Source organism: Paraburkholderia sp. BCC1886, from assembly GCF_900996245.1.
GTDB lineage: Bacteria > Pseudomonadota > Gammaproteobacteria > Burkholderiales > Burkholderiaceae > Paraburkholderia.
On sequence record NZ_CAAJGK010000036.1, the window covers coordinates 26993 to 52201 of the forward strand.

26 protein-coding genes are annotated in these 25209 nt (G+C 64.2%); 9 read left to right on the plus strand and 17 right to left on the minus strand.

The window, feature by feature from the left end; translation table 11 throughout:
* Window positions 1–103 precede the first annotated feature (103 nt).
* The 3 genes from FQ746_RS05725 to FQ746_RS05735 all read right to left on the minus strand — a co-directional run bounded on the left by FQ746_RS05725 (window position 104) and on the right by FQ746_RS05735 (window position 4312).
* Window positions 104–1471 (minus strand): Dyp-type peroxidase, encoded by a 1368-nt coding sequence (locus tag FQ746_RS05725; protein ID WP_144107962.1) that lies wholly within the window; start codon window positions 1469–1471, stop codon window positions 104–106.
* Window positions 1472–1520: 49 nt separating this feature from the next.
* Window positions 1521–2672 carry a hypothetical protein gene (locus FQ746_RS05730; protein ID WP_144107963.1) on the minus strand — a complete coding sequence of 384 codons (1152 nt, stop codon included), beginning with the start codon at window positions 2670–2672 and terminating at the stop codon, window positions 1521–1523.
* 116 nt (window positions 2673–2788) lie between these two features.
* Window positions 2789–4312 (minus strand): carbohydrate porin, encoded by a 1524-nt coding sequence (locus tag FQ746_RS05735; protein WP_144107964.1) that lies wholly within the window; start codon window positions 4310–4312, stop codon window positions 2789–2791.
* 310 nt (window positions 4313–4622) lie between these two features.
* On the opposite strand from FQ746_RS05735, the gene FQ746_RS05740 reads away from it, so the two are divergent.
* Window positions 4623–5303: a hypothetical protein gene (locus tag FQ746_RS05740; RefSeq protein WP_144107965.1), complete on the plus strand. Its 681-nt coding sequence runs from the start codon at window positions 4623–4625 to the stop codon at window positions 5301–5303.
* A gap of 151 nt (window positions 5304–5454) precedes the next feature.
* Window positions 5455–6291 (plus strand): arylamine N-acetyltransferase family protein, encoded by an 837-nt coding sequence (locus FQ746_RS05745; RefSeq protein ID WP_144107966.1) that lies wholly within the window; start codon window positions 5455–5457, stop codon window positions 6289–6291.
* Between the two features lie 52 nt (window positions 6292–6343).
* On the opposite strand, the gene hutC is transcribed toward FQ746_RS05745, so the two are convergent.
* The 5 genes from hutC to FQ746_RS05770 all read right to left on the minus strand — a co-directional run bounded on the left by hutC (window position 6344) and on the right by FQ746_RS05770 (window position 10271).
* Window positions 6344–7114, minus strand: coding sequence for a histidine utilization repressor (gene hutC, locus FQ746_RS05750; protein WP_144107967.1), 771 nt, complete (start codon window positions 7112–7114; stop codon window positions 6344–6346).
* Window positions 7111–8004, minus strand: a complete 894-nt coding sequence (locus FQ746_RS05755; RefSeq protein WP_144107968.1) for an amino acid ABC transporter ATP-binding protein — start codon at window positions 8002–8004, stop codon at window positions 7111–7113. Before FQ746_RS05755 ends, hutC begins: the two co-directional genes overlap by 4 nt.
* A 20-nt stretch (window positions 8005–8024) precedes the next feature.
* Window positions 8025–8687 carry an amino acid ABC transporter permease gene (locus tag FQ746_RS05760; RefSeq protein ID WP_144107969.1) on the minus strand — a complete coding sequence of 221 codons (663 nt, stop codon included), beginning with the start codon at window positions 8685–8687 and terminating at the stop codon, window positions 8025–8027.
* Window positions 8688–8693: 6 nt separating this feature from the next.
* Complete coding sequence (locus tag FQ746_RS05765) at window positions 8694–9344, minus strand: amino acid ABC transporter permease (RefSeq protein ID WP_144107970.1); 651 nt, start codon at window positions 9342–9344, stop codon at window positions 8694–8696.
* A gap of 99 nt (window positions 9345–9443) precedes the next feature.
* Window positions 9444–10271, minus strand: a complete 828-nt coding sequence (locus tag FQ746_RS05770) for a transporter substrate-binding domain-containing protein (protein ID WP_144107971.1) — start codon at window positions 10269–10271, stop codon at window positions 9444–9446.
* Window positions 10272–10538: 267 nt separating this feature from the next.
* Here FQ746_RS05770 and FQ746_RS05775 point away from each other — a divergent pair, with 267 nt between their 5' ends.
* Both FQ746_RS05775 and FQ746_RS05780 read left to right on the plus strand, forming a co-directional pair.
* Entirely contained in the window at window positions 10539–11513 is a 975-nt protein-coding gene (locus tag FQ746_RS05775; protein ID WP_144107972.1) for an isopenicillin N synthase family dioxygenase, read from the plus strand.
* Window positions 11514–11605: 92 nt separating this feature from the next.
* On the plus strand, window positions 11606–13009 hold the full coding sequence (locus FQ746_RS05780) for an FAD-binding oxidoreductase (RefSeq protein ID WP_144108100.1): 1404 nt from the start codon (window positions 11606–11608) through the stop codon (window positions 13007–13009).
* Window positions 13010–13034: 25 nt separating this feature from the next.
* On the opposite strand, the gene FQ746_RS05785 is transcribed toward FQ746_RS05780, so the two are convergent.
* Window positions 13035–13808, minus strand: coding sequence for a hypothetical protein (locus FQ746_RS05785; protein WP_144107973.1), 774 nt, complete (start codon window positions 13806–13808; stop codon window positions 13035–13037).
* Between the two features lie 154 nt (window positions 13809–13962).
* Here FQ746_RS05785 and FQ746_RS05790 point away from each other — a divergent pair, with 154 nt between their 5' ends.
* Both FQ746_RS05790 and FQ746_RS05795 read left to right on the plus strand, forming a co-directional pair.
* Window positions 13963–14334 carry a hypothetical protein gene (locus tag FQ746_RS05790; protein WP_144107974.1) on the plus strand — a complete coding sequence of 124 codons (372 nt, stop codon included), beginning with the start codon at window positions 13963–13965 and terminating at the stop codon, window positions 14332–14334.
* An 82-nt stretch (window positions 14335–14416) separates the two neighbouring features.
* Entirely contained in the window at window positions 14417–15934 is a 1518-nt protein-coding gene (locus FQ746_RS05795) for an MmgE/PrpD family protein (protein ID WP_144107975.1), read from the plus strand.
* Between the two features lie 33 nt (window positions 15935–15967).
* Here FQ746_RS05795 and FQ746_RS05800 read toward each other — a convergent pair whose 3' ends face one another.
* Complete coding sequence (locus tag FQ746_RS05800) at window positions 15968–16903, minus strand: AraC family transcriptional regulator (protein ID WP_144107976.1); 936 nt, start codon at window positions 16901–16903, stop codon at window positions 15968–15970.
* Window positions 16904–17023: 120 nt separating this feature from the next.
* Between FQ746_RS05800 and FQ746_RS05805 the strand changes: the two genes are divergently transcribed.
* Entirely contained in the window at window positions 17024–17767 is a 744-nt protein-coding gene (locus FQ746_RS05805; RefSeq protein ID WP_144107977.1) for an SDR family oxidoreductase, read from the plus strand.
* 126 nt (window positions 17768–17893) lie between these two features.
* Window positions 17894–18481, plus strand: a complete 588-nt coding sequence (locus tag FQ746_RS05810; protein WP_144107978.1) for a hypothetical protein — start codon at window positions 17894–17896, stop codon at window positions 18479–18481.
* Between the two features lie 64 nt (window positions 18482–18545).
* Here the strand turns inward: FQ746_RS05810 and FQ746_RS05815 are convergent, their stop codons facing one another.
* From FQ746_RS05815 to FQ746_RS05830, 4 genes are all read right to left on the minus strand, one after another.
* Window positions 18546–18974, minus strand: coding sequence for a two-component system response regulator (locus FQ746_RS05815; RefSeq protein WP_144107979.1), 429 nt, complete (start codon window positions 18972–18974; stop codon window positions 18546–18548).
* 106 nt (window positions 18975–19080) lie between these two features.
* Window positions 19081–19509, minus strand: coding sequence for a hypothetical protein (locus FQ746_RS05820; RefSeq protein ID WP_144107980.1), 429 nt, complete (start codon window positions 19507–19509; stop codon window positions 19081–19083).
* 17 nt (window positions 19510–19526) lie between these two features.
* The gene (locus FQ746_RS05825) at window positions 19527–20336 is read right to left on the minus strand and encodes a phytanoyl-CoA dioxygenase family protein (RefSeq protein ID WP_144107981.1); all 810 of its coding nucleotides are present in this window, start codon (window positions 20334–20336) and stop codon (window positions 19527–19529) included.
* Window positions 20337–20440: 104 nt separating this feature from the next.
* The gene (locus FQ746_RS05830; protein WP_144107982.1) at window positions 20441–21274 is read right to left on the minus strand and encodes an oxidoreductase; all 834 of its coding nucleotides are present in this window, start codon (window positions 21272–21274) and stop codon (window positions 20441–20443) included.
* A 94-nt stretch (window positions 21275–21368) separates the two neighbouring features.
* On the opposite strand from FQ746_RS05830, the gene FQ746_RS05835 reads away from it, so the two are divergent.
* Window positions 21369–22340 carry an AraC family transcriptional regulator gene (locus tag FQ746_RS05835; protein ID WP_144107983.1) on the plus strand — a complete coding sequence of 324 codons (972 nt, stop codon included), beginning with the start codon at window positions 21369–21371 and terminating at the stop codon, window positions 22338–22340.
* An 82-nt stretch (window positions 22341–22422) separates the two neighbouring features.
* Here the strand turns inward: FQ746_RS05835 and FQ746_RS05840 are convergent, their stop codons facing one another.
* From FQ746_RS05840 to FQ746_RS05850, 3 genes are all read right to left on the minus strand, one after another.
* Complete coding sequence (locus tag FQ746_RS05840) at window positions 22423–23202, minus strand: dienelactone hydrolase family protein (protein ID WP_144107984.1); 780 nt, start codon at window positions 23200–23202, stop codon at window positions 22423–22425.
* A 124-nt stretch (window positions 23203–23326) separates the two neighbouring features.
* The gene (locus tag FQ746_RS05845; protein WP_144107985.1) at window positions 23327–24226 is read right to left on the minus strand and encodes a DMT family transporter; all 900 of its coding nucleotides are present in this window, start codon (window positions 24224–24226) and stop codon (window positions 23327–23329) included.
* A 219-nt stretch (window positions 24227–24445) separates the two neighbouring features.
* Complete coding sequence (locus FQ746_RS05850; protein ID WP_144107986.1) at window positions 24446–25177, minus strand: DJ-1/PfpI family protein; 732 nt, start codon at window positions 25175–25177, stop codon at window positions 24446–24448.
* Window positions 25178–25209: the final 32 nt, after the last annotated feature.

Genomic DNA, 25209 nt, shown 5'->3' on the forward strand with positions numbered 1-25209 from the left:
TTCCGTTGTTGTGGTGTTCAGTGTGTGGTGGTGTGTGTGGTGTGCGTGGTGTACCCGGGCTGTGCGGGAAGCGGCAGCCGCGCGGCTGCCGCTGCGGCTGTCATTACGTCTCGAACAGTCCCGCGCCGATATAAGAACCCGGCTTCGCGCCCGGCGGCACCGCGAAAATCGCACTGCCGACGTGGGTCGTGAACTGGTTCATCATGTCGAACTTCGCAAGTCTGTCGTTGATGGGAATGAAGCCGGTACGCGGGTCGCCCTGATGCGCGATGAAAATCAGCCCCGCGTCGTACTCGGTTTCCTGGCGCCATGGCGGCCAGCGTTCGATGTAGAAATTGGTGCCGTCGTTATACGAATACGAGCGGCGCAGGATCTGCGCGCCGTTGTTGCTCGCCTGATTCGACAGGCGCACATGCGAGTTCTCCGGAATCACCGGATTGCCGTCCTTGTCCTCTTCCTTCAGGTCGACGGCGTCGAACTCGTGCTGCTTGCCGATCGGCGCGCCGCTGTATTTGTGACGGCCGAACACCTGCTCCTGAAAATCCACCTCGGTGTTGTCCCAGTGTTCGAGCGTAATGCGGATGCGGCGCACCACCGTGTACGTGCCGCCTTCCATCCACGGTGCGTCGGGGGACGCTTTGGCCCACACGAACTCGTTCATCAACTGCGGTTGCGTGGTCGACGGGTTGTTGGTGCCGTCCTTGAAGCCCATCAGATTGCGCGGCGTCTGCCCGCGCGGACCGGACAGGAAGCCGGACTGGCCCCAGCGCATGGTGGCGACGCCGTAGGCCATTCGCGACAACTGACGCACGGCGTGAAACGCCACTTGCTGATCGTTCGCGCAGGCCTGAATGAACAGATCGCCGCCGGTCTTCTCGGCGATCAGCTGATCGCCATTGAAGCGCGGCAGATCGACGAGCGCGGCGGGGCGGCGCGATGCCAGCCCATAGCGGTCCTTTCCTTCATGCGTGAACAGACCCGGGCCGAAGCCGAACGTGATGGTCAGCCCGCACGGGCCGAGACCGAGCACGTCGCCGGAGTCGGGCGCGGGTTTGCTGGTGGTGGGGTTCGCTGCATCGCCCGCATTGTCCGTGCTGCTCGCGGTGGTCGCGCTGCTTGCGCTGTTTGTCGTGTTCGCCGGCAACGGTGCGGCGGTCGCCCCTTGCGTCAGACGCGCCGATGCCTCGGTCCATGCACGCAGCAACGCGATCACGTCCTCGCGCCGGGTGGTGGTCAGATCGAGCGCCGCGACGTAGGTGTGGGTCTGCTGCGGCGTGACGATACCGCTCTGATGCGTGCCGTAAAACGGCTCGACCACCAGTTGCGGATCGACGCTGTGCGGCGCCGCCCTGGCGAGCGCCGACGGCGACGCAGCGAGTCCCGCGCCGAGACTCGCCCCGGCCGCGACCGCTGCGCCGCCGGCCTTCAGAAAGCCGCGCCGTGACGGCCGCGGAGGTTGATCTTTTGCCATGTTGCTTCACCTTCGAGTGGCCCTGAAGCTGGCCGGAACCTGATGTTGCCTACTTCGCCAGCACCAGCGTGTTGACATCGTCCTGCACGTAATAGAAGCCGTCGCCTTCCGGCGTCATCGCGAGGCCGAACAGGTCGCCGTTGCCGGGCGGCGATTGTGCCTTGTCGGTGTCGATCCAGCGCGCGTACAACTGCTTGCCGGCGACCGGATCGATTTCGACGATCTGGCCGTTCAGCGCATTCGTGACGAGCAGGTGGCCGTTGGGCGCGGTGACCATCGCGAGCGGGCGATGCAGCAGACCGTCCGCCGTCAGCTGACGGCCGACGCCGGCGCTGGTGTCGCGCGTCATCGGTTCGTCGATTTCGGTGATGCGGTTACCGATCGCGTCGGACACGTACAGCAGTTTCTGATCCGCCGAGAGCGCGAGACCGGTCGGCCCAACGAGGAACACGCCCTTGTCCGCCTGCGCGCCGAAGCCGCTGCCGACCACGGTTTCCTGCTTCACGACCGGCGGCTTGCCGGCGGGCACGTCGAGGTCGAGGCGCAGCACGGTGGCCTGCTTGAACACCGGCGGCGTGCCTTCGGCGCCGCCCACGCCGAAGCCGGCATTGCTCACGAACAGCGTCGCGCTGGTGCCGTTGTCGACCACGGCCATGTTGCCCCACGGGTCGTTGATGTTCGGGCTGCTGATGGTGGAAGCGACCTTGCCGTTCGGGTCGATCACGATCAGGCAGCCGGCGCCCTTGGTGCCGGTGGTGCCGTCGTTGCTCGGCGTGCTGCCGACGATCACGTAACCGGACTTCAGCATGGTCATCGCGGTCGACAGGCCGATGCCGCCCGGGCATTCCTTCAGATCGCGCGGCACCGTGGCGAACACGCTCATCTGCTTCGTGTCCGGGTGATAGTTGACGATGGTGCTGCCGGTGCCCTGCAGATTGGTCGAGTTGTTGAAGTTGCCGATCAGCACGTCGCCTTGCTTGACGGTGCCTGCCGTCACCGGCGCGACGATCACCGCGTACGGATTCTGGTCGCCGTTCTCGGGCACCGTGTTGATGAGCGTGGTGTGATGCTTGACGGTTTCGAGAAAGCCTTGCGGGTCGGCATGCGCGAGGCCGGCCGTCGCGAAGGCGGCCGCGCCGGCCGCCGCGGCGAGCAGCGCACGCGCGGCACGCGGCGCAGTGACGCGCGTGAGTGAATTCATGAGGGGCTCTCCGTGCGAGCACACAAAGCGGTAATGACGGTCATGATCGGAAGCATGGGTCGGGTTATCGGTAGCGTGTGTTTGTAGTGGGTGGTGACGAACGGGCGCGGATTTCATCAGAACGTGATGTTGGTGCGCACGCCGATCACGAACGTATTGCGCAGCGGTTGCGTCGGATCGTTCGGGTTCTGGCCGGCGCCGGCGTTGAACGTGTACTGCGCATCGGCCTGCAATTGCCACCACGGATTGACCTGATACTGGTACGTCGCTTCGAGCGTGGTTTCGCTGGTGCGCGCACCGTACGGACTGCCGTTGAACGACAGGCTATCCTGATCGAGTCCGTTCACATGATTGCCGACCTTGATATAGGTCGCCGCGAGTCCCACGCTGTCGTTATCGCGGCCGGCGAACGGCGCTTTCATCACGACGCCGACGTTGGCCGCGAGGTTCACCAGATTGCGGTCGCCCGGCGCGCCCATTACGCGCGCGAACACGCCGATGCTGCGCGGCTCGTCCGGATCGGGACGCCAGATCATCTGGTCGGCCACTGCATAAATGCTGTAGTCGCCACGATGATTCGCGGCGACGCCGGTCGTGGCCGGATTTGCGAGCGACAGGCCGGTGTTGTCGTAGCGCTGGTCGGCGAAGCTGCCGTTGTTGTACCAGACCCCGAGCTTGTACGTGCCCGGCAAACCGCCGCCGCCTGCGCTGACCATTTCGCCGTCCGACGGCTGGTTGATCGCGTACTGCACTTCGCCGATGAACAGCGTGCCGGTATGCAGATTGAAGTTGGTGCCGCTCAGGTTGTTCGGATTGTTGCCGAGCGGATCGCCATCGAATACACCGGCGAGCGCCGTGATCGACGGCGTGATCTGGCCGCGCACGCGCACGCCGAGATCGGCGAGCGGGTAGGCCGGACCGCCCGATGGCATGTCGTACGAAGGCAGCGCCGGCCAGCCGAACATCGTGTTGACGAACAACGCCGAGTAGGTGCTGGTAATGAATTCCTGGTCGATACTTTGCTGACCGATCTTCACGTCGACGCGCTTGTTGAGAAACGACTGCTGATACCACAGCTCCCACAGCCGCGTGGTGTCGGTCGCCTCGATACCGCTTGCCGTATTCAGCGTGCCGAGTTTGTTCGCGCTGAGGTTGGCGCCGTGAATCTGCAACGCGCTGACGTTGAACAGACCGCCGGGCAAACCGAAGGCTTTCTGCGTATCCATCTGCACCGTGGCGGTCGTCAGACCGTCGTAGTCGGCGCCGCGTGCGAGACCGCCGCGCACGTTGGCGAGCACCTCGCTGGTTTCGGTGAGCGCAAACGTGACGCCGTACTTGCCGAGCCACGGACGCAGGCCGCCGATATCGCCAAGCATTTGCGGACGATTCCAGAAACCGGTCCACTGGTTCGTCTGCGTCGCCTTGATGTTCAGATCGGCTTCGGACGCGTCGGAGGTTGCGTCGGGATTGCTTTCGGCCATCGCGACGCCGGCGGTCAACGAGGCCCACGCGAGCACGGTATAGAGCGCGGTGCGGCGCATGAAGGGCAGGTGTGAGCGGTGCGTGGCGCTGCCGCGGACCACGTTATCGCGCAGCGCGCGGTCCCGGTTCGCGGGTGTGCCGAGGTGGGCGAACTTCATCGAATTCCTTGTTGGTGTTGTCTCGACTTGTATGGCCAGCGCTGCGCGTGGCACCTTACTGCAAGCCATCTTTGGAGACGGCCGCTGCAGCGAATGGTGAGATCGTACGCACGCGAATCCTGATCGTCAATGTGATTGAGAATGATTCGCATCAATTATCCATGAAAGTTTTTTTATTTTTACGGACTACGATCAAAAGTCATTTCTTCGAAATCAAAACGGAATTCTGGTGTAATTGTTTTGAAGGCTGGTGCTCATATCTTTACTGCGTCCCGCACGATTCAGTGGGCGCCCCATACAGGAGACGGACATGAACAGACGCACCGTATTGATCTCGCTGCTGGCAGGTAGCGCATGGTGGTTGAGCGGCGCCGCACAGGCACAACTCAATCTGAAGCAACTAGGCATCGGCGGCGGCGGGGGTGCGGCCGGTAGCAGCGGTGACGCAGGCGGCGGTGTGTCGCAGTTGTTGCAGACCTACGTCGGTGCGAACCAGCAGGTGCTCGGCGGGCAGTCGAGCCTCGCCTCCGCCATGGGCATGACGAGTGCGGCGGGGCAGGCCAAACAGGCGGCGGGTTTGTTGAGCGGCGGCACGCCTTCGGTGAGTCAGTTGACTCAGGTCGGCAATACCCAGCAATCGTTATCGCAATCGCTCACGCAGGCCATTGCCAGCCGCTCGGGTGATTCCGCATCGGCCACGCCCGTGAACAAACAGGCATTCACCGACGGGCTGTCGTCGCTCGGCAAAGGCGTAAGCCAATACTCGAGTTTGCAGTCGGGCCTCGGCAGTGTCGGTCAGATGAGTCCGTCGTCGCTGCTGCAGTCGGGAATGAATCCGCAGACCGCGCAGAGTGCGGCCTATATCGCGCAATCCGCGCCGGGTCAGTTGCAATCGTTGATGAGCACGTTGAGTTCGGCCGTGCAGTTCGCGTCGAGTCACGGCATCAGCGTGCCGTCCATCGCGACTTCGGCGCTCAAGGGCGGGCAATAGGAACAGAAAGCAACCGTGTGCGCGATAGCGAAGCCGCCGACATCGTCCAGACGGCAAAAGCGGCTATGATCGTTCCCCGAACCCGGCGGGCCGTCTGTGCGCCCTCTCGCGTTCAGCGCTTCAATGACCCTAGCCACCTGGACCTTCGCCGATGTCGCACACCGTCAATCTCGATCACTACTTTGCCCGCATAGGTTATGAAGGCCCGCGCGCGGCCACGCTGGATGTGCTGCGCGATCTGCACCGCCTGCATCCCGAAGCCATTCCGTTCGAGAACCTCAACCCGCTCGCCCGGCGCGCGGTGAAACTGGAGATCGAGTCCATCGAAGCGAAACTGGTGGACAGCCGGCGCGGCGGCTACTGTTTCGAGCAGAACGCGCTGTTCGCGAACGTGCTGATGCAACTCGGCTTCCAGGTCACGCCGCTGCTCGGCCGCGTGATGTGGGGCCGCGAGCCCGATGCGATTCCGCCGCGCACGCATATGGTTCTGCGTGTCGATCTCGGCGAGGACGCGTGGCTCGTCGACGTCGGCTTTGGCGGCGTCACGTTGACGGAGCCGCTGCGACTGGTGGCGGGCATGACGCAGACTACGCGGCTGGGCACGTTCCGTCTCGCCGACGCATCGCGCGGCGCGCTCGACCTCGAAGTGCAGGCGCAAGGCGAAGGCTGGCTGCGCACCTATCGCGTGGAATTACATCCGGTCGAATGGATCGACTATGAGACCTCGAACTGGTACACGTCGAGCGCGCCGGATTCGATTTTCCTGAGTCATCTGATCGTGTGCCGCGCGTTACCCGGCAGTTGGGTCACGCTGTTCGACAACCAGTTGAACGAGCGCGGCGCGGACGGCATCATCACGCGCGAACAGCAGATCGACAGCGCCAGTCAGCTCGCGGCTTGCCTGCGCGACGAATTCGGGCTGACACTCGGCGATCTCGACATCGACGAGATATTCGAACGCCTGCGCGCAGTGACGAACGCTTCCTGATAGCGTGGGCGAACCGCGTGGGCCGTTGGTCCGCGCCTAAACGCTTTATCGCTTACCCTTGCCCCGCGCGCTGCGCCGTATCCGGCGCGAACCGGCAACCGAGCCGATAGCGCGAGCCCGGATGCACGAAACGCGCGAACGTCACTGCTACGCCGCTCGTCCACGTGCGCCGCATCAGCGTGAGACAAGGTTCCTCGGCGCGCATGTCGAGCAGATCGGCTTCGGCGCGCGTCGGCAGGCCCGCGTCGACGACATGCTCGACGTCGTGCGCCGGCACGATCGCAAACAGATACGCCGACGGCCTGATGGTCGCGAAGTCCTGCTGCAAAAAATCCGGCGCGATGGCCGGGTTGACGTAACGGTCTTCGAGTTGCACCGGCAGGCCGTTCTCGCGATGCACGCAGATCACATGAAACACGGATGCGCCGGGCGGCAGTCCCAACGCGTTCGACACCGTCACCGAAGCCGTTTCGCGTTGCGCCAGCACCGTCTCGTAACGGTACTCGTGACCGCGCGAACGGATCTCGTCGCCGATATGCGCGATCATCAGCAGCGTCGATTGCGGCTTGCTTTGCGCGACGAACGTGCCGACGCCGGACACGCGCGTCACCAGCCCCGCATCGGCGAGTTCGCGCAGCGCGCGATTGACTGTCATGCGCGATACGCCGAGCGTGGCGACCAGATCGAGTTCGGACGGCAGGCGCTCGCCCGCTTGCCGCTCGCCCGAATCGATGATCCGCCGGATGTGGTGCTTGACCTGTTCGTAGCGTGCAGCCGGGAGCGCCGGATCCGAGGGTTTGGCTTCCGGCCGGCGCGCGTTCATAGCGGCGCTGCGTCGTCGTTGCCGCGTGCCCAGAACGCGTTGCGGTCGAAATAGTTCTGCAGGAACTGTTGCAGCCGCGGTTGCCCCGCATCGTGAAAGACTTCGCGTGGCGCACCTTGCGCGGCAATCCGGCCCTGATCGATGAACACGACCTTGTCGGCCACCTGCGCCGCGAAACCCATCTCGTGCGTGACGACGGCCATCGTCATGCCGTCGCGCGCGAGCTGCTTCATCACCTGCAGGACTTCGCCGACGAGTTCCGGGTCGAGCGCCGAAGTCGGTTCGTCGAACAGCATGATGTGCGGCTCCATTGCCAGCGCGCGCGCAATCGCCACGCGCTGTTGCTGGCCGCCGGAGAGTCGGGCCGGATAGGCATCGGCCTTATGCGCGAGACCGACCGTTTCGAGCATCGCGTGAGCGCGGCGGCGTGCCTCGTCGCGCGACAGATGACGCACGCGCAGCAGCGCTTCCATCACGTTGCCGAGTGCCGTCATATGCGGCCACAGATTGAACTGCTGGAACACCATCCCGACATTGCGCCGTACGCGGTTGATCTCGCCCTGCGACGCGCGCACGCGCCGGCCATTGCGCTCGCTATAGCCGAGCAGTTCGCCTTCGATACGCACGTCGCCCTGATCGTAGGTCTCGAGCGCCGCGAGGCAGCGCAGCAGCGTACTTTTGCCCGAGCCGGACGGCCCGATGATGCAGACCACTTCGGAGCGCGCGATCTGCAGATCGATGCCGCGCAGTACCTCGACTTCGCCGAAGCGTTTGCGCAGATCGCGCACGTCGATGAGCGGCGCGCCGCGCGACGGGTCGGCTCCGGCGTCGCTTGCGACGGTGGACGCGGAGTCGAGCGTGGGAGAGGGCAGGTCGGTCATGGCGTTCATGGAGAGGTTCGGCGCGGCGTTCATGCCATGAAGCGGGCGATGCGGGTTTCGGCCCACATACCCGCTCGCGACGTGAGTTCGACCAGCGCCAGATAGCACACGCACAGCACCAGCAGCGTTTCGACGAAAGCGAAGGTGGCCGAGCCGATGCCGGTCAGCACGAAGGTCAGTTCGGGCACGGTGACGATCGAGAGCACGGCGGTTTCCTTGCTCAGCACGATGATCAGATTGGTCAGCGCCGGCACGATCAGCACCAGCATTTGCGGCACCTGCACGCGCAGCACCGCCTGAAAGCGCGTGAGCCCGAGACACGACGCCGCTTCGAGATGACCGCGCGGCACCGACTGGAAACCGGAGCGGAACGCTTCCGCGAAATACGCGCTGCCGTAAAGGCCGAGGCCGAGCACGCCGGCGGTCATCGGTTCGAGCGTGAGGCCGATGGACGGACCGCCGTAGTACAGCAGAAACAGCTGCACCAGAAACGGCGTGCCGCGAAACAGTTCGATGTAGACACGCAGCGCACCGCGTACCCAGCGTCCGCAAAACAGTTGCAGCACGGCAATCAGAAAGCCGATCAGGATGCCGATTGCGACGCCCGCGGCCCAGGTGCCGAGCGTGGTCGCGAGGCCCGCGGCGATCGGCTGGAGATTGTGCGTGATGACGGTCGGGTCGAGCTTTTGCATGGCGGCTCAGCTACGTTGCAGACGATATTCGGCGGTATGCGCGACCAGTGCCAGCGCTCCGCAAATCACGAAGTAGATGAGCCCCGCGGCGACATACGCTTCGAGCGGCCGATACGTGCTCGCGGCGATGTTCTGCGCGGTGCGGGTCAGTTCGGCGACCCCGACCACCGAGATCAGCGACGACGCCTTGATGAGCAGCACCATCTCGTTGACGAGCGAGGGCAGCGTCAGACGGAAGGCCTGCGGCACGAGAATGCGCCGCAGCATGTCGGCGGACGAGAGTCCGAGCATGCGGGCGGCTTCCAGATGCCCCGGCGGAATGCTGAGAAAGCCGCCGCGCAGAATTTCGGCGATATACGACGCGGAGCACAGCGACACGGCGCTGATCGCGGCAACCAGCGGCGATACGTTGATACCCGCGAACGGCAGCAGGTAATACACCAGCAGCAGTTGCACGAGCATCGGCACGCCGCGAAAGAAGAACACGTAAGCGCCGCCGAACAGGCGCGCCGCGCGATGCGTGGAAAGCCGCGCCGCGCACACGCCGATCGCGACGAAGAAGCCGATCAGGAGGCCCGCCGCCGACACGCCGACGGTGGCGATCGCGGCATGCAACAGCAATGGCAGGCCTTGCAGGAACACGGTCGTGCTGAACATAAGCGGCGCGCTCAACGAAACGGGAGGGCGAGGCGGGCCGGTGCTGCACGTGTGCGCAAGCAGCGGCCCATGACAGCGGGTCAGGCTCAGTATTTAGGCTCAGTAGTTAGGCGCGGGCATCGTGGTCGGCGCATCCATCGCGACGCCGAACCATTTTTTTTGCAACGTGGCGAGACGTCCGTCGTTATGCATCTTCACGATCGCCGCGTTGAACGCGTCGGCGAGCGGCTTGCTGTCCGCGTCCTTGCGCAGGCAATAGGCGAAGTACACCTTGGCGCCGAACGGCGGCTGTACCACCGCGAAGGTTTCCGGACGCTGCTTCGCGACATACGCGATGTTGGTCATGGAGTTCGCGACGGCGGCGATGCGGCCGGCGGCGAGATCGGCATAAGCCTGATTGTTGTCGACGTATTCGCGGATTTCGGGCGGTTTCGGCAGCGTTGCGACATAGGCCTTCAACTGGTCGAGTTGCGCCGAGCCTTTACCCGCGCCGACCGTCTTGCCGACGATATCCGACGACTGCTTCACCGACGTGTCGTTGGCGCGTTTGAGCAGCGCGTCGGTGGCGTCGGCGACCGGCAGCGTGTACGTGTAGCGTTCCATGCGCGCCTTGGTGACGGTCAACGGGCCGCCGACCATGTCGAACTTGCCGGCTTCGAGGCCCGGCAGTACGCTCGGCCACGGCAGGTCGATGAAGCGTACCTTCACGCCCAGTTCCTTGCCCACTTCGGCGAACAGATCCTTGTTGAAGCCGGCTTGCTGGCCGTTTTCCAGAAAGTCGAACGGCGCAAACTGCATTTCGGTACCGACCACCAGTTCGCCGGCCTTCTTTACTTTGGCGAGCTGGTCGTCGGCGTGCGCGGTGACGCTTGCCGCGCACAACGCCAGCATGACCAGACGACACTTCCAGCCTGCAAGGATACTCATGGGTTTCTCCAGTGGGCAAAGCGAGATTGCGCGATGACGGTGGCGCTGAAACGGTTTGGGCGCGAAGCAGTGCGAGGCAGTATATACCGCGCTTTTTGCCCGAAATAAATAAACCCGGTACTCGGTGAAAGTCCCTACGGCGAGCCTGACAGCAAGCTTGTTCGCCCGTCTTGCGAGCGTGGTTTTGGCGGTATATACAACCGGGATACCCGAACGACGCGAGCCGCAAGGCGGCTTCGCAAACTCACTTCACAGGAAAGCCCTGCCATGCCCGTGACCCGTATTCCGATCATCGATCTCGCCGGCCTGCGCTCGGGCGATCCGCAGGCTCTCACGCGTATCGCTCAGGAAATTCGTGAGGCCTGCACGACGATCGGCTTCTTCTACATCGTCAATCACGGGGTGCCACAGGCTTCGATCGACGCCGCCGCGCTAGCGGCACGCACGTTCTTCGCGTTTCCGGTCGAGACCAAGCGGCGCGCGGCCGTGAATCAGCGGCATCGCGGTTTCAATGCGCTCGGTGACGCGACCATGTACCAGGCGAAGCGTCCCGACTACAAGGAGTTTTTCAGCGTCGGACTGGAGTTGCCCGAAGACGATCCCGACGTGCTCGCCGGCCAGGCATTGCGCGGGCCGAACAACTGGCCGGACTTCATGCCGGAGTTGCAGCCCGCGCTCTACGGTTATTACGAAGCGGTGGCGAGTTGCGGCGCGGACCTGCTGCGCGCGGTGGCGGCGAGCCTCGGTATCGACGAGCATTTTTTCGCGCCGCGCTATACGAAACGGATGCAACGCACGCAGATGGTCTACTATCCGCCGCAGCCGCCTCGAGCGGATGCCGATCAGTTCGGCGTCGCGCCGCATACGGACTACGGCTGCATCACGCTGTTGTGGCAGGATCAGGTCGGCGGCTTGCAGGTACGCGAGATCGCCAACGACACGTGGGTGGACGCGCCGCCGGTCGAAGGCAGCTTCGTCGTGAACGTCGGCGATCTGCTGGCGCGCTGGACCAACGACCGGTTCCGTTCCACGCTGCATCGCGTGATCAATGCGTCGGGACAGGAGCGTTATTCGATCGCGACGTTCTACGATCCGACTTATGGCGCGCTGGTCGATCCGCGCGAACTGGGTACCGCGCAGGCGGACCTGAAGTATCAGCCGGTCGCCGCGGGCGATTACATACTCGGGCGCATCAACGACTCGATGGGCTACCGGAAGAAAAAAGCTCTGGAAGGGGCATAAGGGACTACTGCATGACCAACAACGATATGGCCCACGGCGCGAACGGCGCAACCGGCGCAACCGGCGCAACCGGCGCAACCGGCGCGAACGGCATGACTGCGCCTCACCAGACGGCTTCGCTCGATGCGACGCTCGACGCATTGCGCGCGGCGCTCGGCGCCGACTCGGTGCGCGTCGGCGAGCAGATCGGCGAGCGCGCGATGACCGACTGGACGCGTCACGAACCGACGCGGCCCGCCGCGCTGCTGCTGCCGCGTAATACGCAGGACGTGTCGCGCGCGCTGGCGATCTGCCATGCGGCGCATCAGCCGGTCGTGCCGCAAGGCGGCATGACGGGTCTGGCCGGCGGCGCGATTGCGCGCGCGACCGACATTGCGATCTCGCTCGAACGTCTGGTCGGCATCGAAGAGGTCGATGCGGCCTCGGCCACGCTCACCGTGCTCGCGGGCACGACGTTGCAAACCGCGCAGGAAGCCGCGGCGGAAGCGGGCTTCGAACTCGCGCTCGATCTGGGCGGCCGCGGCTCGTGCCAGATCGGCGGCAATCTCGCCACCAACGCGGGCGGCAATCGTGTGATCCAGTCGGGCACCGCGCGCGACCAGGTGCTCGGTCTCGAAGTGGTGCTCGCCAACGGCGACGTGCTGACCTCGCTCGGCAAGATGGTCAAGAACAACACGGGCTACGACCTGAAGCACTGGTTCATCGGCTCGGAAGGCACGCTCGGCGTGATTACGCGCGCGGTATTGCGGCTGCATCCGCAACGCGCCTCGCGGCATACCGCGCTGGTCGCGCTCGACGGTTACGACGCCGCGGTGAACCTGTTGCGCCGTCTGTCGACGCAGTTCGGCAACGACATCGGCGCGTTCGAAATCATGTGGCCGGACTTTTATGATTTCGGCGTGAAGCTCACGGGCACCCGCTCGCCATTTGCGGATGCACATCCGCTCTACGCGCTGATCGAGCATGCGAGTTTCGATTCCGCCGACGACGGTACGCGCTTCTCCACCGCGTTGACCGATGCGCTCGAAGCCGGTGCGATTCGCGATGCGGTGATCGCGCAATCGGTTGCCGACGTGCGCGCGTTATGGGCGATCCGCGAATGCACCGCGGAGTTTCCGGTGCGGCTCGACCCGATCAACTTCGACGTGAGTTTGCCGATCGGCGGCATCGGCGCGTTCGTCGATCAGTGCCGCGCCGAACTCGATCGTCGCTGGCCGGGCAACGAATCGTATTTTTTCGGCCATATCGGCGACTCGAACCTGCATATCACGATGGATGCGAATTCGGTGCCGGGTGTCGATCATCACGCGGTGTATGCGTTCGTGTACGGGATGCTCGGGCCGCTGCACGGATCGGTGTCAGCGGAACATGGCATCGGGCTGCTCAAGCGCGAGTTCCTGCCGATCTCGCGCTCGCCCGCCGAGTTGGCCGCAATGGTGGCGATCAAACACGCGCTCGACCCGCACGGCATTCTGAATCCGGGCAAGCTGTTCTGAGTTGCGCGGGCCGTGGGCCGCCTTGTTATTGCGGCGTGCCCGGCACGTGGGTCAGCAGTTCGTTGGCGCAGCGGCGGTAGAGCCAGGCGAGCGACGCTGCGGTGAGCAAGGAGAGCAACGTCTGCAGCAACGCCCAACTCATGGCAACGACAACGTTGCCCGTGCCCTGTTGAAGCAGGAGTGTATTCGAGCGCGCGGCCAGCCAGATGCCCACGCCGGTCAACAAGAAGAGCGGCAGGCAACTGCAAAAGCCGACGCCGAAGAAACGCCAGAAGTGCCCACGGCTATCTCGCCACGCGCTGCCCAGTGTGAGCTGTGCACCGAGCGCCACGGACGGATACAGCAGACTCAGCCGGATCAGCACGAACAGGTAGATCAACTGCAGCGGCAGCAGAATGAAGACGCCCAGCTTGAATGTGTGGGCGGCGATCTGGCCAAGCCCGAAGAAAACCAGCAAACCCAGCGCCGCGCCGAACGACACGACGAGAAAACGGAACAGCGGCCGGCCGCCCGACGGCACGAGCGGATTCGTCGCTTCGCCGAGCAGGATGAAGCGGTGCACCTTGACGCTCAACATGGCCGACACGACCGCGTGGAGGATCAGCCATACCAGCGACATCAAGGCCTGACCGGCGTGCGCCTGCGCGCCCGTTTCGGCATCGACGGCGGGGTGGCCGAGTAGCGACGTGCACGTGAGTACGATCCACGACCCGAGCACGAGCCATGGCATCGTGGTCACCGCTTGCCACGCACTGCTCCATGCATTCTTTACGCAAGCCCAAAAGGTCAACTGTTCCATATCTTTGTTCTAGTGGTTTCTAGTGGTTCTAGTGGTTGAGAGCGCGACGCCCTCGCGTCGTGCGGGATTCTGCCATGGATGGCGTGACGAATCCTGATTGCCGGGCGCGGCGCTTGCTGAAAACAACTCAGGTCACTCAACCAGGGAGTTCTCGATGCAACAAGCAACCGGCCGCCGCGAGCGCAAGAACATCAAGAGGATCGCCGTTATCTGTGCGGTCTTACTGATACTCGCTTTCGTCATTTCCGAACTCAAGCCGTGGTCGCGCAAACCGGCCGATGCGGGCGAATGTTCCGAACACGATGCCGCCTGGCGTCAGAATGCCCTCAAGAGCAAATTGAACGGCACCGATGCGCCTGCTTCGACCAGCAAGAACTTCGCGATTCAGGATGGCTCCCACTGGGATAGCGAGAACCATCTGTGGGTCGTCCCGTTCAGGACGACGGGGCAGACCACCGGCACGGGTAATTTCACCGCGCTGATCCACTGCACGGGCTCGGTCGATATCAAGGCCGGCGACCAGTAATTCGCGTCGTCGCGCTTTTGCCGCCGGCGGGCGGTGGCTTGTCTATCATGTCGCTCGAAACAGAACACATCGAGGAGACGACATGAGCGAGTGCACTACCCGCCGTTCCAGACGGCGTTTGTTTCTGCAGGGAAGCCTCATTGCGGGCGCCGCGCCGCAGTTGCTGATGGGCGGCCTTGCGAAGGCCGGCGAAGGGGCGTCGGACGCGAAACCTGGCGAACCGGCGCATGCATCGCCGAACGTGACTGCAGGTGGCCCGTCGCCCACCGTCACACTGGCCCGCTACGGCGCCGCGCTCCGCTATGAAGAGATCCCCGCGCCGGTTCTGCAGCGCGCGAAAGACTGCATGACGGATGCGGTCGCAACGATCATCTACGGAGCAAGTCTGCCGTGGAGCAAGATGATCATCGCGTACGCGCGACAGAACGGCTCGGGTGGCCGCAGCCAGATTCTCGGCGCGGGCACCGAGCCGGTTCATCCGCCCGCGGCGGCGCTCGCGCAAGGCGCGATGGCGCATGCGTTCGAACTCGACAATCTCACCAAGCCCGATAGCGGCGGTCACCCTGGCGCGACGTTGTTCTCGTCGGGACTCGCGATCGCACAGGATCGCGGCTTTGGCGGACGCGCCTTGCTCGCGTCGTTCGTTGCGGGCGCGGAGGTGATGATACGGATCGGCTATGCGACCCAACACACCAACGAGGAACGCGGCTTTCATGCGCCGGGGACGGTGGGTCCGTTCGGCTCGGCGATTACCGTGGGGCATCTGCTCGGCTTCGATGCGCAGACGATGACGAATGCGCTGGGTGTCGCCGGTTCGTGTTCGGGTGGGCTGCTGGCGTTCGCGCATGCCGGCAACGGCGCGATGGTGAAGCGCCTGAATGTCGGACGCGCGGCGGAAGGCGGCGTGGTTGCCGCGAGTCTCGCGGCGGAAGGCTTCACGGGACCGAGCACGGTGCTGGAAGGCGAGGGCGGATTCCTGCGCGCGTTCTGTCCGGAATACGACTTGAGTCAGCTAACCCTCGGTCTCGGACAAACCTACGAGACCATGAACATCATGATCAAACGCTACGCTTGTCATATCACCGCTCACACGCCGGTCGAGGCGATTCTCGATCTCCGCAAGGCACACGGTTTCACCGCGCAGGACGTCGCGTCGATCGAAGTGGCGGGCAGTCAGCGCATGGCGACGGTGAACAACATCGCGCGTCCGGCCGACGCGTTGCTCGCGCAGTTCAGCATTCCGTTCTGCGTGGCGCTGGCGCTGTATCGCAATCCGGTGGACCCGCGTTCGTTCGACGAAAACGTCGCGCGCGACCCGGCGATTCTCGCGATGACGCAGCGGGTCAGCATGAGCGTCACGCCGGGGCAGGGCAATGGCGATCTCGCGTCCACGGTCAAGGTCACGCTCAACGATGGACGCACGTTCAGCGAGCGGGTGACGGCGTTCAGCGGCACGCCGGAACGGCCGCTCGATCGTGCGGGCCTGCGGGAGAAATTCATGCTGTTGACGCGAGATCATCCAGAATCGACGATGAGCGCGCTGTTCGACCGGCTGCAGAATCTGGAGAGGGAACAGCGGCTGGAGTGGTTGCGGGTTTGAGGCGAACGGGCGTGACGCGCGGCTGCTGTCGTTTCAATCCGCGGTCACGCTGTCGGCTTCAGCCTGCACTATCTCCCGCGCATACCGCGTGGGCGGCAACCCCACGTGCCGCGTGAACGCCACGCTAAACGTGCTCGCCGAGCTATACCCGACGCGTTGCGCCACTTCGGCAATACCCACCCCGGCCTCGGCGCGCCGCAACAGATTCTTGGCCATGGCCATGCGCCACGAGAGCAGATACTCCATCGGCGCGACGCCGACCGCGCGGCTGAACCGATCGAAAAAAGCCGAGCGCGACAGCGCGGCTTCCTTCGCCAGTTCGGCGACGGTCCACGATCGCGTCGGGTCGGCGTGCATGCTGCGGATCGCGGCGGCGAGACGCTCGTCGGCCAGCGCTCTCAACAACCCGGGCGATGCCGACGGTCCCGCCGTCGCGCGCAGCGCTTCGATAAACAGCACTTCCAGCAGACGCGCGAGCACCACGTCGCGCGCGGGCCGCTGCTCGCGCGATTCCTCGCCGACCAGTTGCACCAGCGTCGCCAGCCGCTTTTCGCCGCTGACGTGCACCACCTGCGGCAGCAACGACACCAGCAGCGCCGCATCCGGCGAGGCGAACACGCAGTGGCCCACCAGCGACCGGTAGTCGGGCGGCCCGCTTTGCAACCCGATACGGAATTCGCCGTTGGGTAGCGCGACGGGTGGGATTCCAAATTCCGTTTCGTCCGGTAACTCGCGGCTGGACATCGTGAAGTCGTAGGCCGCGGGCACCAGCACGAAGTCGCCCTGGTTCAGCGCGATCGGCTCGCAACCGTTGACGGTGAGTTGCGACGCGCCTTCGAGAATCACGCCATAGAACGGCTGGCCGAACCGGTCGCGGTGCACGGCCCAACGGCCCCGTCCGTTGACGACCTTCGAGAACGAGGCCGACGGTTGCAGCAGGGTGACGACCTCGGCAAGCGGATCAATCATCGCTGGACTCTCGCAAATGGAATATGGACGCTGGATTGTAGCAAGTCCGGGCGAGCCGGCTTATCGTGTGGGCACTGCTGGACACCCATCAACTGTCGTCAGTCACCCAACGAGGCACACATGAAAACCGTTCTGATTACCGGATGCTCGTCCGGATTTGGTCTTGAAACCGCGCGCTACTTTCTCGAACGCGACTGGCAGGTCATCGCCACGATGCGCACGCCGCGCGAAGACCTGTTGCCGGCTTCCCCGCGTCTGCGTGTGCTCGCGCTCGACGTCGCCGATGCCGGCAGCATTCGCGCCGTCATAGAGGCCGCCGGGCCGATCGACGTGCTGGTCAACAATGCGGGCATCGGCGTGCTGAATGCGCTGGAAGGCACCTCGATGCAAACCGCGCGCGAGGTCTTCGAGACCAATACGCTCGGCACCATCGCGATGACCCAGGCGGTGCTGCCGCAATTCAGGGAGCGCCGCGCCGGCGTGGTGGTCAACGTGACGTCGACGGTGACGTTGCGGCCGCTTCCGCTGCTGTCCGTGTACACCGCCAGCAAGGCGGCGGTCAACGCGTTCACCGAATCGCTTGCGCTGGAGTTGCAGCCGTTCGACGTCCGCGTGCGACTCGTGTTGCCGGGACGCGCGCCCGACACGCGTTTTGGCGAGAACGCCCGCGAGCGGATGCAGGGTGGTTTCCCCGATGCGTATGCCGGACAGGCGCAGGCGGTGATCGCGCAATTCGGCGAACCGTCGCCGATCACACTCGCGCAGGATGTCGCGGAAGCGGTGTGGCGCGCGGCGACCGATCCGGCCTGTCCGATGCGGCTGCCGGCCGGCGCGGATGCGGTGGAGTGGGCGGCGCAGGTCTGATGCGAGGGGGTCGGGGGCCGGTAAGCTCTGGGGACTTCATCTGTTTGCGGAACCCGCGGTGGATCGAGCTATCGAATCGTCTATCCGACTCGCTCCCCACCACTCATCTCCCCTCGACCATCGTTCATGCAAAGCTCCCAATCCACGCCTGATCAACCCGACCATTCGCTGCTACGGGATATGCGGTACACGATCATTCCCCATCGACTGCGCGGAATCACGGCGGGATTGGCTGCATTGGACCTCGAGGCCAATCCCGACACGCTCGTTACGCTCGCACCCGATAGCGCCGACGCCGTTCAGCACGACGCGCTGGTTGCGTACACGCGGCCGGTCACGTGTGTCGCGGCCATCCACAGCCGGGCCTTACTGCAGTTCCTGGGCTTGCAATGCAACGGATCGTCGCTCGACACGCTTGCAGGCGAGCCACGCAGCGCCGACGAACTCTGGATCGGGACGTTCAGGGGCAATGACGGAGCGCCGCTCGACGTCGTGCCGGCGTCGGTAGTCGACGCCTGGCACGATCCCGAAGAGATCGCGCTGGCCTGGTTGACCACCAGCGATTTCGCCGCGCAAGGTCTGGCGAATGCGATGGCCGATCCCAAGCTCACGAGTGCCGCCATCACGCCGATGCTCCGACGGACGTTTGAAACGCTGCCCAAGGTCGTGAACCAATGGTTTTTCGAACGCGCGGTGTTGCGCGCGAACGCGTAGCGTGAGCGGGCATTAACCACCTGTCAGCAGAGCGCGCTGTTGATTGACCAGGCTGCTCTTGCGGCTAAAACAGAAAACAGAACTTCTGCACCAGCGTCTCGATCGACATGGGTTTGATCCAGCAAGCGTCGAAACCTGCCGCAGCGAGGTGCGCTTCCTGGTCGGCATTCTCGTCGTTCACGAGTGCCATCAGCATTACGTCGTCGGATCCAAACGCCTTGCGAAGACTTTGCGCCAGCGCCGGTCCGTTCTCACGCGGCGGAGTGGTGTCGATGATCACGAGTACGGGGCGCATCGCGGCTGCCAGATCGAGCGCGCGATCGGAAAACGTCGTGGAGGTTGCGGGAATGCGCCGGTAAGCAAGAAGCTCGCGCATCGAGGAACCGATGCACAACTCGTTGTGCACGATCAGAACGGTCTGGCGCACCGGCTCCGAAAAGTAGGGATATCGCCAGATTTGCGGTTGAGACCCAACTTCCGACATCGCTTTCATCGAAGGTGCCTCCAGCGTTGCGGTGCGATGCCGTTGAACTTCGCAATTTTCGATCCAGAGCGAAAGGTGTATCTCACCGAACCTGGTAGCGCGGCGCGCTGAGCGCTCAATGGTAGGTCGTGGTCGATGCCTGCAGTTTCGTCAGCACGCCGTGCTGGAACCGGAACCAGCCTTGCGAGCTTTGCATGACGACCTCATCGCCTTGCCAGAATACGCGCCTGACCGTCATGCGCTGACCCGTTCGCTGCACGAGCGGCGGACGGTGCCGAAAGTCGTATAACACCGGACCCTCGTCGGTCTGCACCAGCATGCGCGCAACCGTGCCGTTCGAATTGCCGGCATCGTCGAAATGCTTGAGCGTGCTCGCGCCGAAGCGATCGAAACTTTGCTGCTCCAGCAGCCCTACGAAGTCGTGCCCGGCGTGCGTGAAGCTCACCGTGCCAGACGGCGTCGGGAAAGTGTCGGCGCCGCTGCTCTGTGCGTGAGCGCAGATCGCAAACGTGGCGGCGACGATTGCAGGGAATAGACGTTTCATGTGCGGATGCCGTGGCCTCAATATGCAAATTTCGTGTAACTCTCGCCACGCTGGCCGGCAGTGCTGCCCCGACCGGCTTCGCCGTCAGAGGCGATTTGCGGCATGGACCGCAGCAGGCGTTGGGCGCGCGGACCAAGTTGCTGGTAAACATCCCGAGGCACGTCGATGTGAACCTCCGGTCTGAAATACCAGCTTCTACTGTACCCAATCACCACCATCGGCCGCGGCGCATCCGTCCTGTTCGGCGTGCCGCGATGCAGGGCTCTGACGTCGCGAATCATCACGTCGCCGAGTTCCATCGGTATCGCATGCAATGGAATCTGTCCGCCGAGATAAGCCTGCATGGCATCTTCCGAATTCATTCTGTGCGTGCCCAAGGTCGTTTCGAACGGACCGTTTTCGGCCGTCACGTCGCACAGCGGGAAGTTGACCGCGAGCTGAAACGACGGCGTTTCCGGCAGACCGTCGAACAGCGCCGGCGTGTCGCGATGCACGTCCTGATACGTGGAGCCGCGCAGCGGCGTGTCGGTGGCGAGTTGACACATGACCGGGTCTTCGCCCGCGACGCGTTCGACGATAGCCAGCACGTCAGGGTCGCAGAAGACAAGCTCGTTTGCGAACACGCCTGCGAACGGCAGCGTGATGTAGTGCCGGTTGGCGCCGCGAACCGCCGTGGCGTTATCAGCGAGGCGCTCGGCGAGCAAGGTGTCGAAGGCTTGCCGCCAGGCCAGCAGTGTGTCCTTGGGGAAGTGCTGCTTGAGCAGCACCAGGCCGTCGCGCTCGAAGTCGCGGGAGTACGCATCGTGCTCTTCGCTGGAATAACGCATGAAACTGTCTCCTGTTTATTTGCACTATTCGCACGAGGCTAGCAAGCAAACGACCATAGGGCAATCGCGGCCGCGGCATCTCACAGTTTAGCGGCAGGGAATCGTCAGCCGTCCGTCGAGACCGTCACGCTTTCCCACGCGCTCATCTCTTCGCCGAATGTCGACAGCTTGTCGCGCACGAGTTTGAGTGCGTCGCTGCCGAGCAGAAGATGGGCGGGCGGATGCCCGGCCGCTATTGCCGCCAGCATCGCGCGGGCGGCTTTGGCGGGGTCGCCCGGTTGTTTGCCGCTTTTCGCCTCGCGCGCCTCGCGAATGGGATCGAAGCTGGCGTCGTAGTCGGGAATCGAGCGCGGCGTGCGTTTCATCGAACGGCCGGCCCAGTCGGTGCGGAACGACCCCGGCGCCACTGCGGTGACCGCAATGCCGAGCGCGGCGACCTCTTTACCGAGCGCCTCGGAAATGCCTTCGAGCGCGAATTTGCTGCCGCAGTAGTAGGCGATGCCGGGCATCGTGATGTGGCCGCCCATCGACGTGATATTCAGAATGTGGCCACGCCGACGCTCGCGCATGAAGGGCAGCACGGCCTTCATCATGGCGACCGCGCCGAACACGTTGACGTCGAACTGCTGGCGCATTTCCGATAGCGGCGCTTCTTCCATGACGCCTTCGTGGCCGTAGCCGGCATTGTTGACGAGCACGTCGATGGGCCCGACGCTCGACTCGATTTCCGCGACGACGCCAGGGATGGCGTCGAAGTCGGTCACGTCGAGCACGCGTGCGAAGGGCGCGTTCGCCGACAGCGACTCGAATTCGTCTTTGGCGGCAGCGCTTCTGACCGTGCCGACCACGCGATGCCCCGCCGCGAGCGCTTCCTGTGCGAGCGCACGGCCGAAACCGCTACTGACGCCGGTAATGAGCAGAACTTTGCTGGATGTCATTCGAGCTTCTCCATAAGGTGGACTGGAGAGTGCATAATAGTCTGCGAGATGAGCCACCGGCAGCCAGATTCCGCTATTTTAATTGCACAAAACTATGAGTACGAAACGCCAGCCCGCCTTGTCGGGCGAACTGTCGGCACGCAGTCAGAAACGCATTGTCGGATTACTGCGGGTGTTGGCGCCCGACGAGGGCTACAACCTGACGGCGGTGCCGAGCGTGCGCATTCTGAGGTCAAACCGGGCGCTCGCGCGCGTGCCGGTTCTGTACGATCCCGGCATCGTCATCGTTTGCCAGGGGCGCAAGCGGGGTTACTTCGGCGAGCAGTTGTATCTGTACGACGAGCATCATTACCTGGCGGTGTCGGTCCCCGTGCCGTTCAGCATGGATACCGATGCGACGCCGGATCATCCGCTGCTCGCGTTGTATCTGCACCTCGATTTCACGATGGCCGCCGAGCTGGCGGCGCAGATCGACGGCGAAGGCGTCGCGCAATCCGTGGAAGAGCCTTTGAGCATGATGTCGACGCCCATGGACGAGGCGATGCAGGCGTCGGTACTGCGCTTTCTCGAAGCATTGCAGCAGCCACTGGAAGCCGCGGTGTTGGGGCCGGGCCTGCTACGCGAGATTTATTTTCGTGTGCTCACCAGCGCTCAGGGCGGCTCGATGCGAAGAGCGCTGTCGATGGGGGGGCAGTTCGGCAGGATCGGCAAATCGCTGCGCCTGATTCACGCGGGCTACGCAAAGTCGCTCGATGTGACCCAGCTAGCGAGCGAAGCGGGGATGAGCGTGCCGAGCTTCCACAGCCATTTCAAGGCGATCACGCAGGTGTCGCCGATGCAGTACGTCAAGTCGACGCGTCTGCACCAGGCGCGCTTATTGATGGTGCGCGAAGAGCTGACCGCGGAGGCGGCCAGTCATGCAGTGGGCTACACGAGCCCTTCGCAGTTCAGCAGGGAATTCAAGCGGCTTTTCGGCGTGACGCCGGCGGCGGAAACGAAGCGGATGCGCGAGAGTTTTGCGATTCCCGCCGCGTTCGCCGATTCGATCTACGTGTCGTCGCACTGAGAACCCGGAAACCTGAAAACCTGGATATTGCCCTCACACCTTGCAGGATGGGGGCAATAAACGGCACGCAACCGCAGACGACTCAGCCCAGCGTGCGGGCGTACAGCGCGAACAGTTCTTTCCAGCCGCGCTCGGCGCCCGGTGCATCGAACACCGGCATGTCCGGCTTCATCCAGCCGTGCAGCTTGCCTTCGTAGATCTCGCTCTTGTGTTTGACGCCGGCATCATTCAGCGTGGCTTCGAAGCGCTCGGCCATTTCCGGCGGGTAGCTATGGTCTTGATCGGCGCCGGCCACCAGCACTTCGGCCTTGATCTTCGGCACTTGCAGATGCGGGCTGGTCGGCTGGTCGGTTGCCAGATTGCCGCCGTGGAAGCTTGCCGCCGCTGCAACGCGATCCGGGTAATAAGCCGCGGCGGTGAGCGCCATGCCGCCGCCCATGCAGAAGCCGACCGTGCCCACCTTGCTGCCCTTGACGTCGGTGCGGCTGTCCAGATAGGCCAGCAGCGCGGCGGTGTCTTCGGCGGCCTTGTGGTTGTCGGTGCTCGCCATCATCGGGCCGACCGTCGCGCGGAAGTCGCCCTTCAGCACTTCCTTCGGATCGAGCGGGCCGTAGGCGCCGAAGCGATAGAACAGATCGGCGAGCAGCACGACGTAGCCCTGGCTGGCGATATGGCTCGCCATCTCGATCATTCCGGGGCGAATGCCGAACGCGTCCATGTAGAAGATCACGCCCGGCCAGCTTCCTTCGCCTTGCGGGTGCAGCACCCAGACGTTGGCGGGGCCGTCCTTGGCCTGAACGGTAGTCTGGGTCTGGCTCACGCCGTAAGCGTTCACGGTTGCGGCTTGGTTCGAGTTGGACATCGAAAGGTTCCTGGTCATGGAAATGAAAGCAAAAGCCCGTGGGACGGGCTTTTCCGGCTAGGCGGCAGTTTAAGGCAGATGGCTCGGGGCTGCTGCGGGCGTCGACGCTCGGGCCGCCCTTCGGCTAGACGGTCGGTCCTTCGGCTTGCCGTCCGCGCAGCGCGACGACAATCGAACTGCCGACGATCAACGCAATGCCCATCAGGGAGGAAGTGCCGATCGTCTCGCCCCAGATCGCGTAGCCGAACAGCGCCGCCCACACGATGCTGGTGTAGTTGTACGGCGCCAGTGACGCGGCGTCGGCCTGGCGGAACGCCATCGTCATCAGCAACTGGCCCGCCGTGGCGAAGGCGCCGAGCAGGGCCATCAGGCCTAACGCTTCGATGGAGGGGTTCTGCCACGCAAACGGCAGCGATGCCGCCGTCGCGACAGTACCGACGATCGTGAAGAACAGCACTGTCGTGCCGGAGTCGTCGGTGGGTCTGATCCGCTTGATCTGGATGATGGAGAGCGCGCCGAACATCGCCGAGACGATCAGCAGAACGGGGCCGATCCAGCTGCCGTGCGATCCGTCGGGGCGCACCACCAGCAGCACGCCCGCGAAGCCGACCAGGGCGGCCAGGGCATCGGTGCGCAGCAGTCTCTCCTTGAGCAGCGCGGGCGCGAGCACGATGACCAGCAGACTTTCCGAATAGACGATAGCAACGGCTTCGCTCAGCGGAACATACGGCAAGGCCGCAAAGAAACACGCCGATGCGCCGAGCAGCGTCAGCGAGCGGATGAGCTGGCCGCGCGTGTCGATGCTGCGCAGCCGGTCGCTCAAAGGCCGCCCGCGCAAGCAGACCGCGACAGCGGGAATCAGTCCGAACAGCATGCGGAAGAACGTGACTTCGTTCGCCGGGTACTGAAGCGCGACCGACTTGCCGAGCGCGTCCACGACCGCGAAGCAGAACATCGACACGAGGATCAGGCCGATGCTGCGCAGCGACGTCGGCTGCTGGGTCGAGGCATAAAGAGAGGGCATGCGGGGTTTCACCAGTCGAGGCCGAAGGCGTGGCTGGTGTTCGCCTCACTGGCGGCGGGACTAAAGCGGTGGATGGAACGGCTGGAGTGGATCGTTGGCCTCATGCGTGATTGTCCGGTTGATGGTCGACGTGGCGCCAGGCGTCTTCGCCAGGCGACATCTTGCCGGATCAGGACCATGAAAGTCGAACGAAATGCCTGCCGCGGCCACCGACGGGCTTCACTGCCTGGGCAGGCTCGTGGCAACGATGCCCAGTCTGTCGGCGACCTCACGCGCGGTCGCCTCGCGACGCCCCGCCAGATCGCGTGCCGCTTCCCGGGCGGCGGCGAGAATCAACGGCGGCGCGGTGTCGGGCGAGCCGCTCGTGAACGGCGGCTCCGGCGCGTAGGCCATATCGAGCTGGATACGCTGCGCCGCGGCGTCGCCGCGTACTTCCGCGACGAGGCGCAGCGCGCCGTCGATGCCCGCTGTCACGCCCGCCGCGAAGACCCAGTCGCCGTCGACGACCACGCGCGCATCGACCGGAATCGCCCCGAACAGCGGCAGCAGGTGGAACGAATTCCAGTGCGTGGTCGCGCGGCGTCCGCGTAGCAGACCGGCGCCCCCGAGCAGCAGCGCGCCGGTGCAAACCGAAAAGACCTTGCGTGCGCCGGCGGCTTGCGCGCGCAACCAGTCGAGCGTCGCTGTGTCGTTCATCAGGCGCTGCTGACCCGGGCCGCCCGGCACGTGAAGAATGTCGAGTTGCGGTGCGTCGGCGATGGCGGCATCGGGCGTGATCCGTAAGCCCTGCACGTCGCGAACCGGCGCGTCGGTCAGGCCGTAAAGCCGATAGGTGACGTTCGGCATGCGCGAGAGCACTTCGAACGGACCGGTCAGATCGATCTGATCGAGGCCGTCGAAAACGAGCGAGCCGATCGTGAGCGGCGTGGTGGAATCGATTGCGGATGACATCGTGGGGTCCTGTAGGGTGGGGATCGACACCC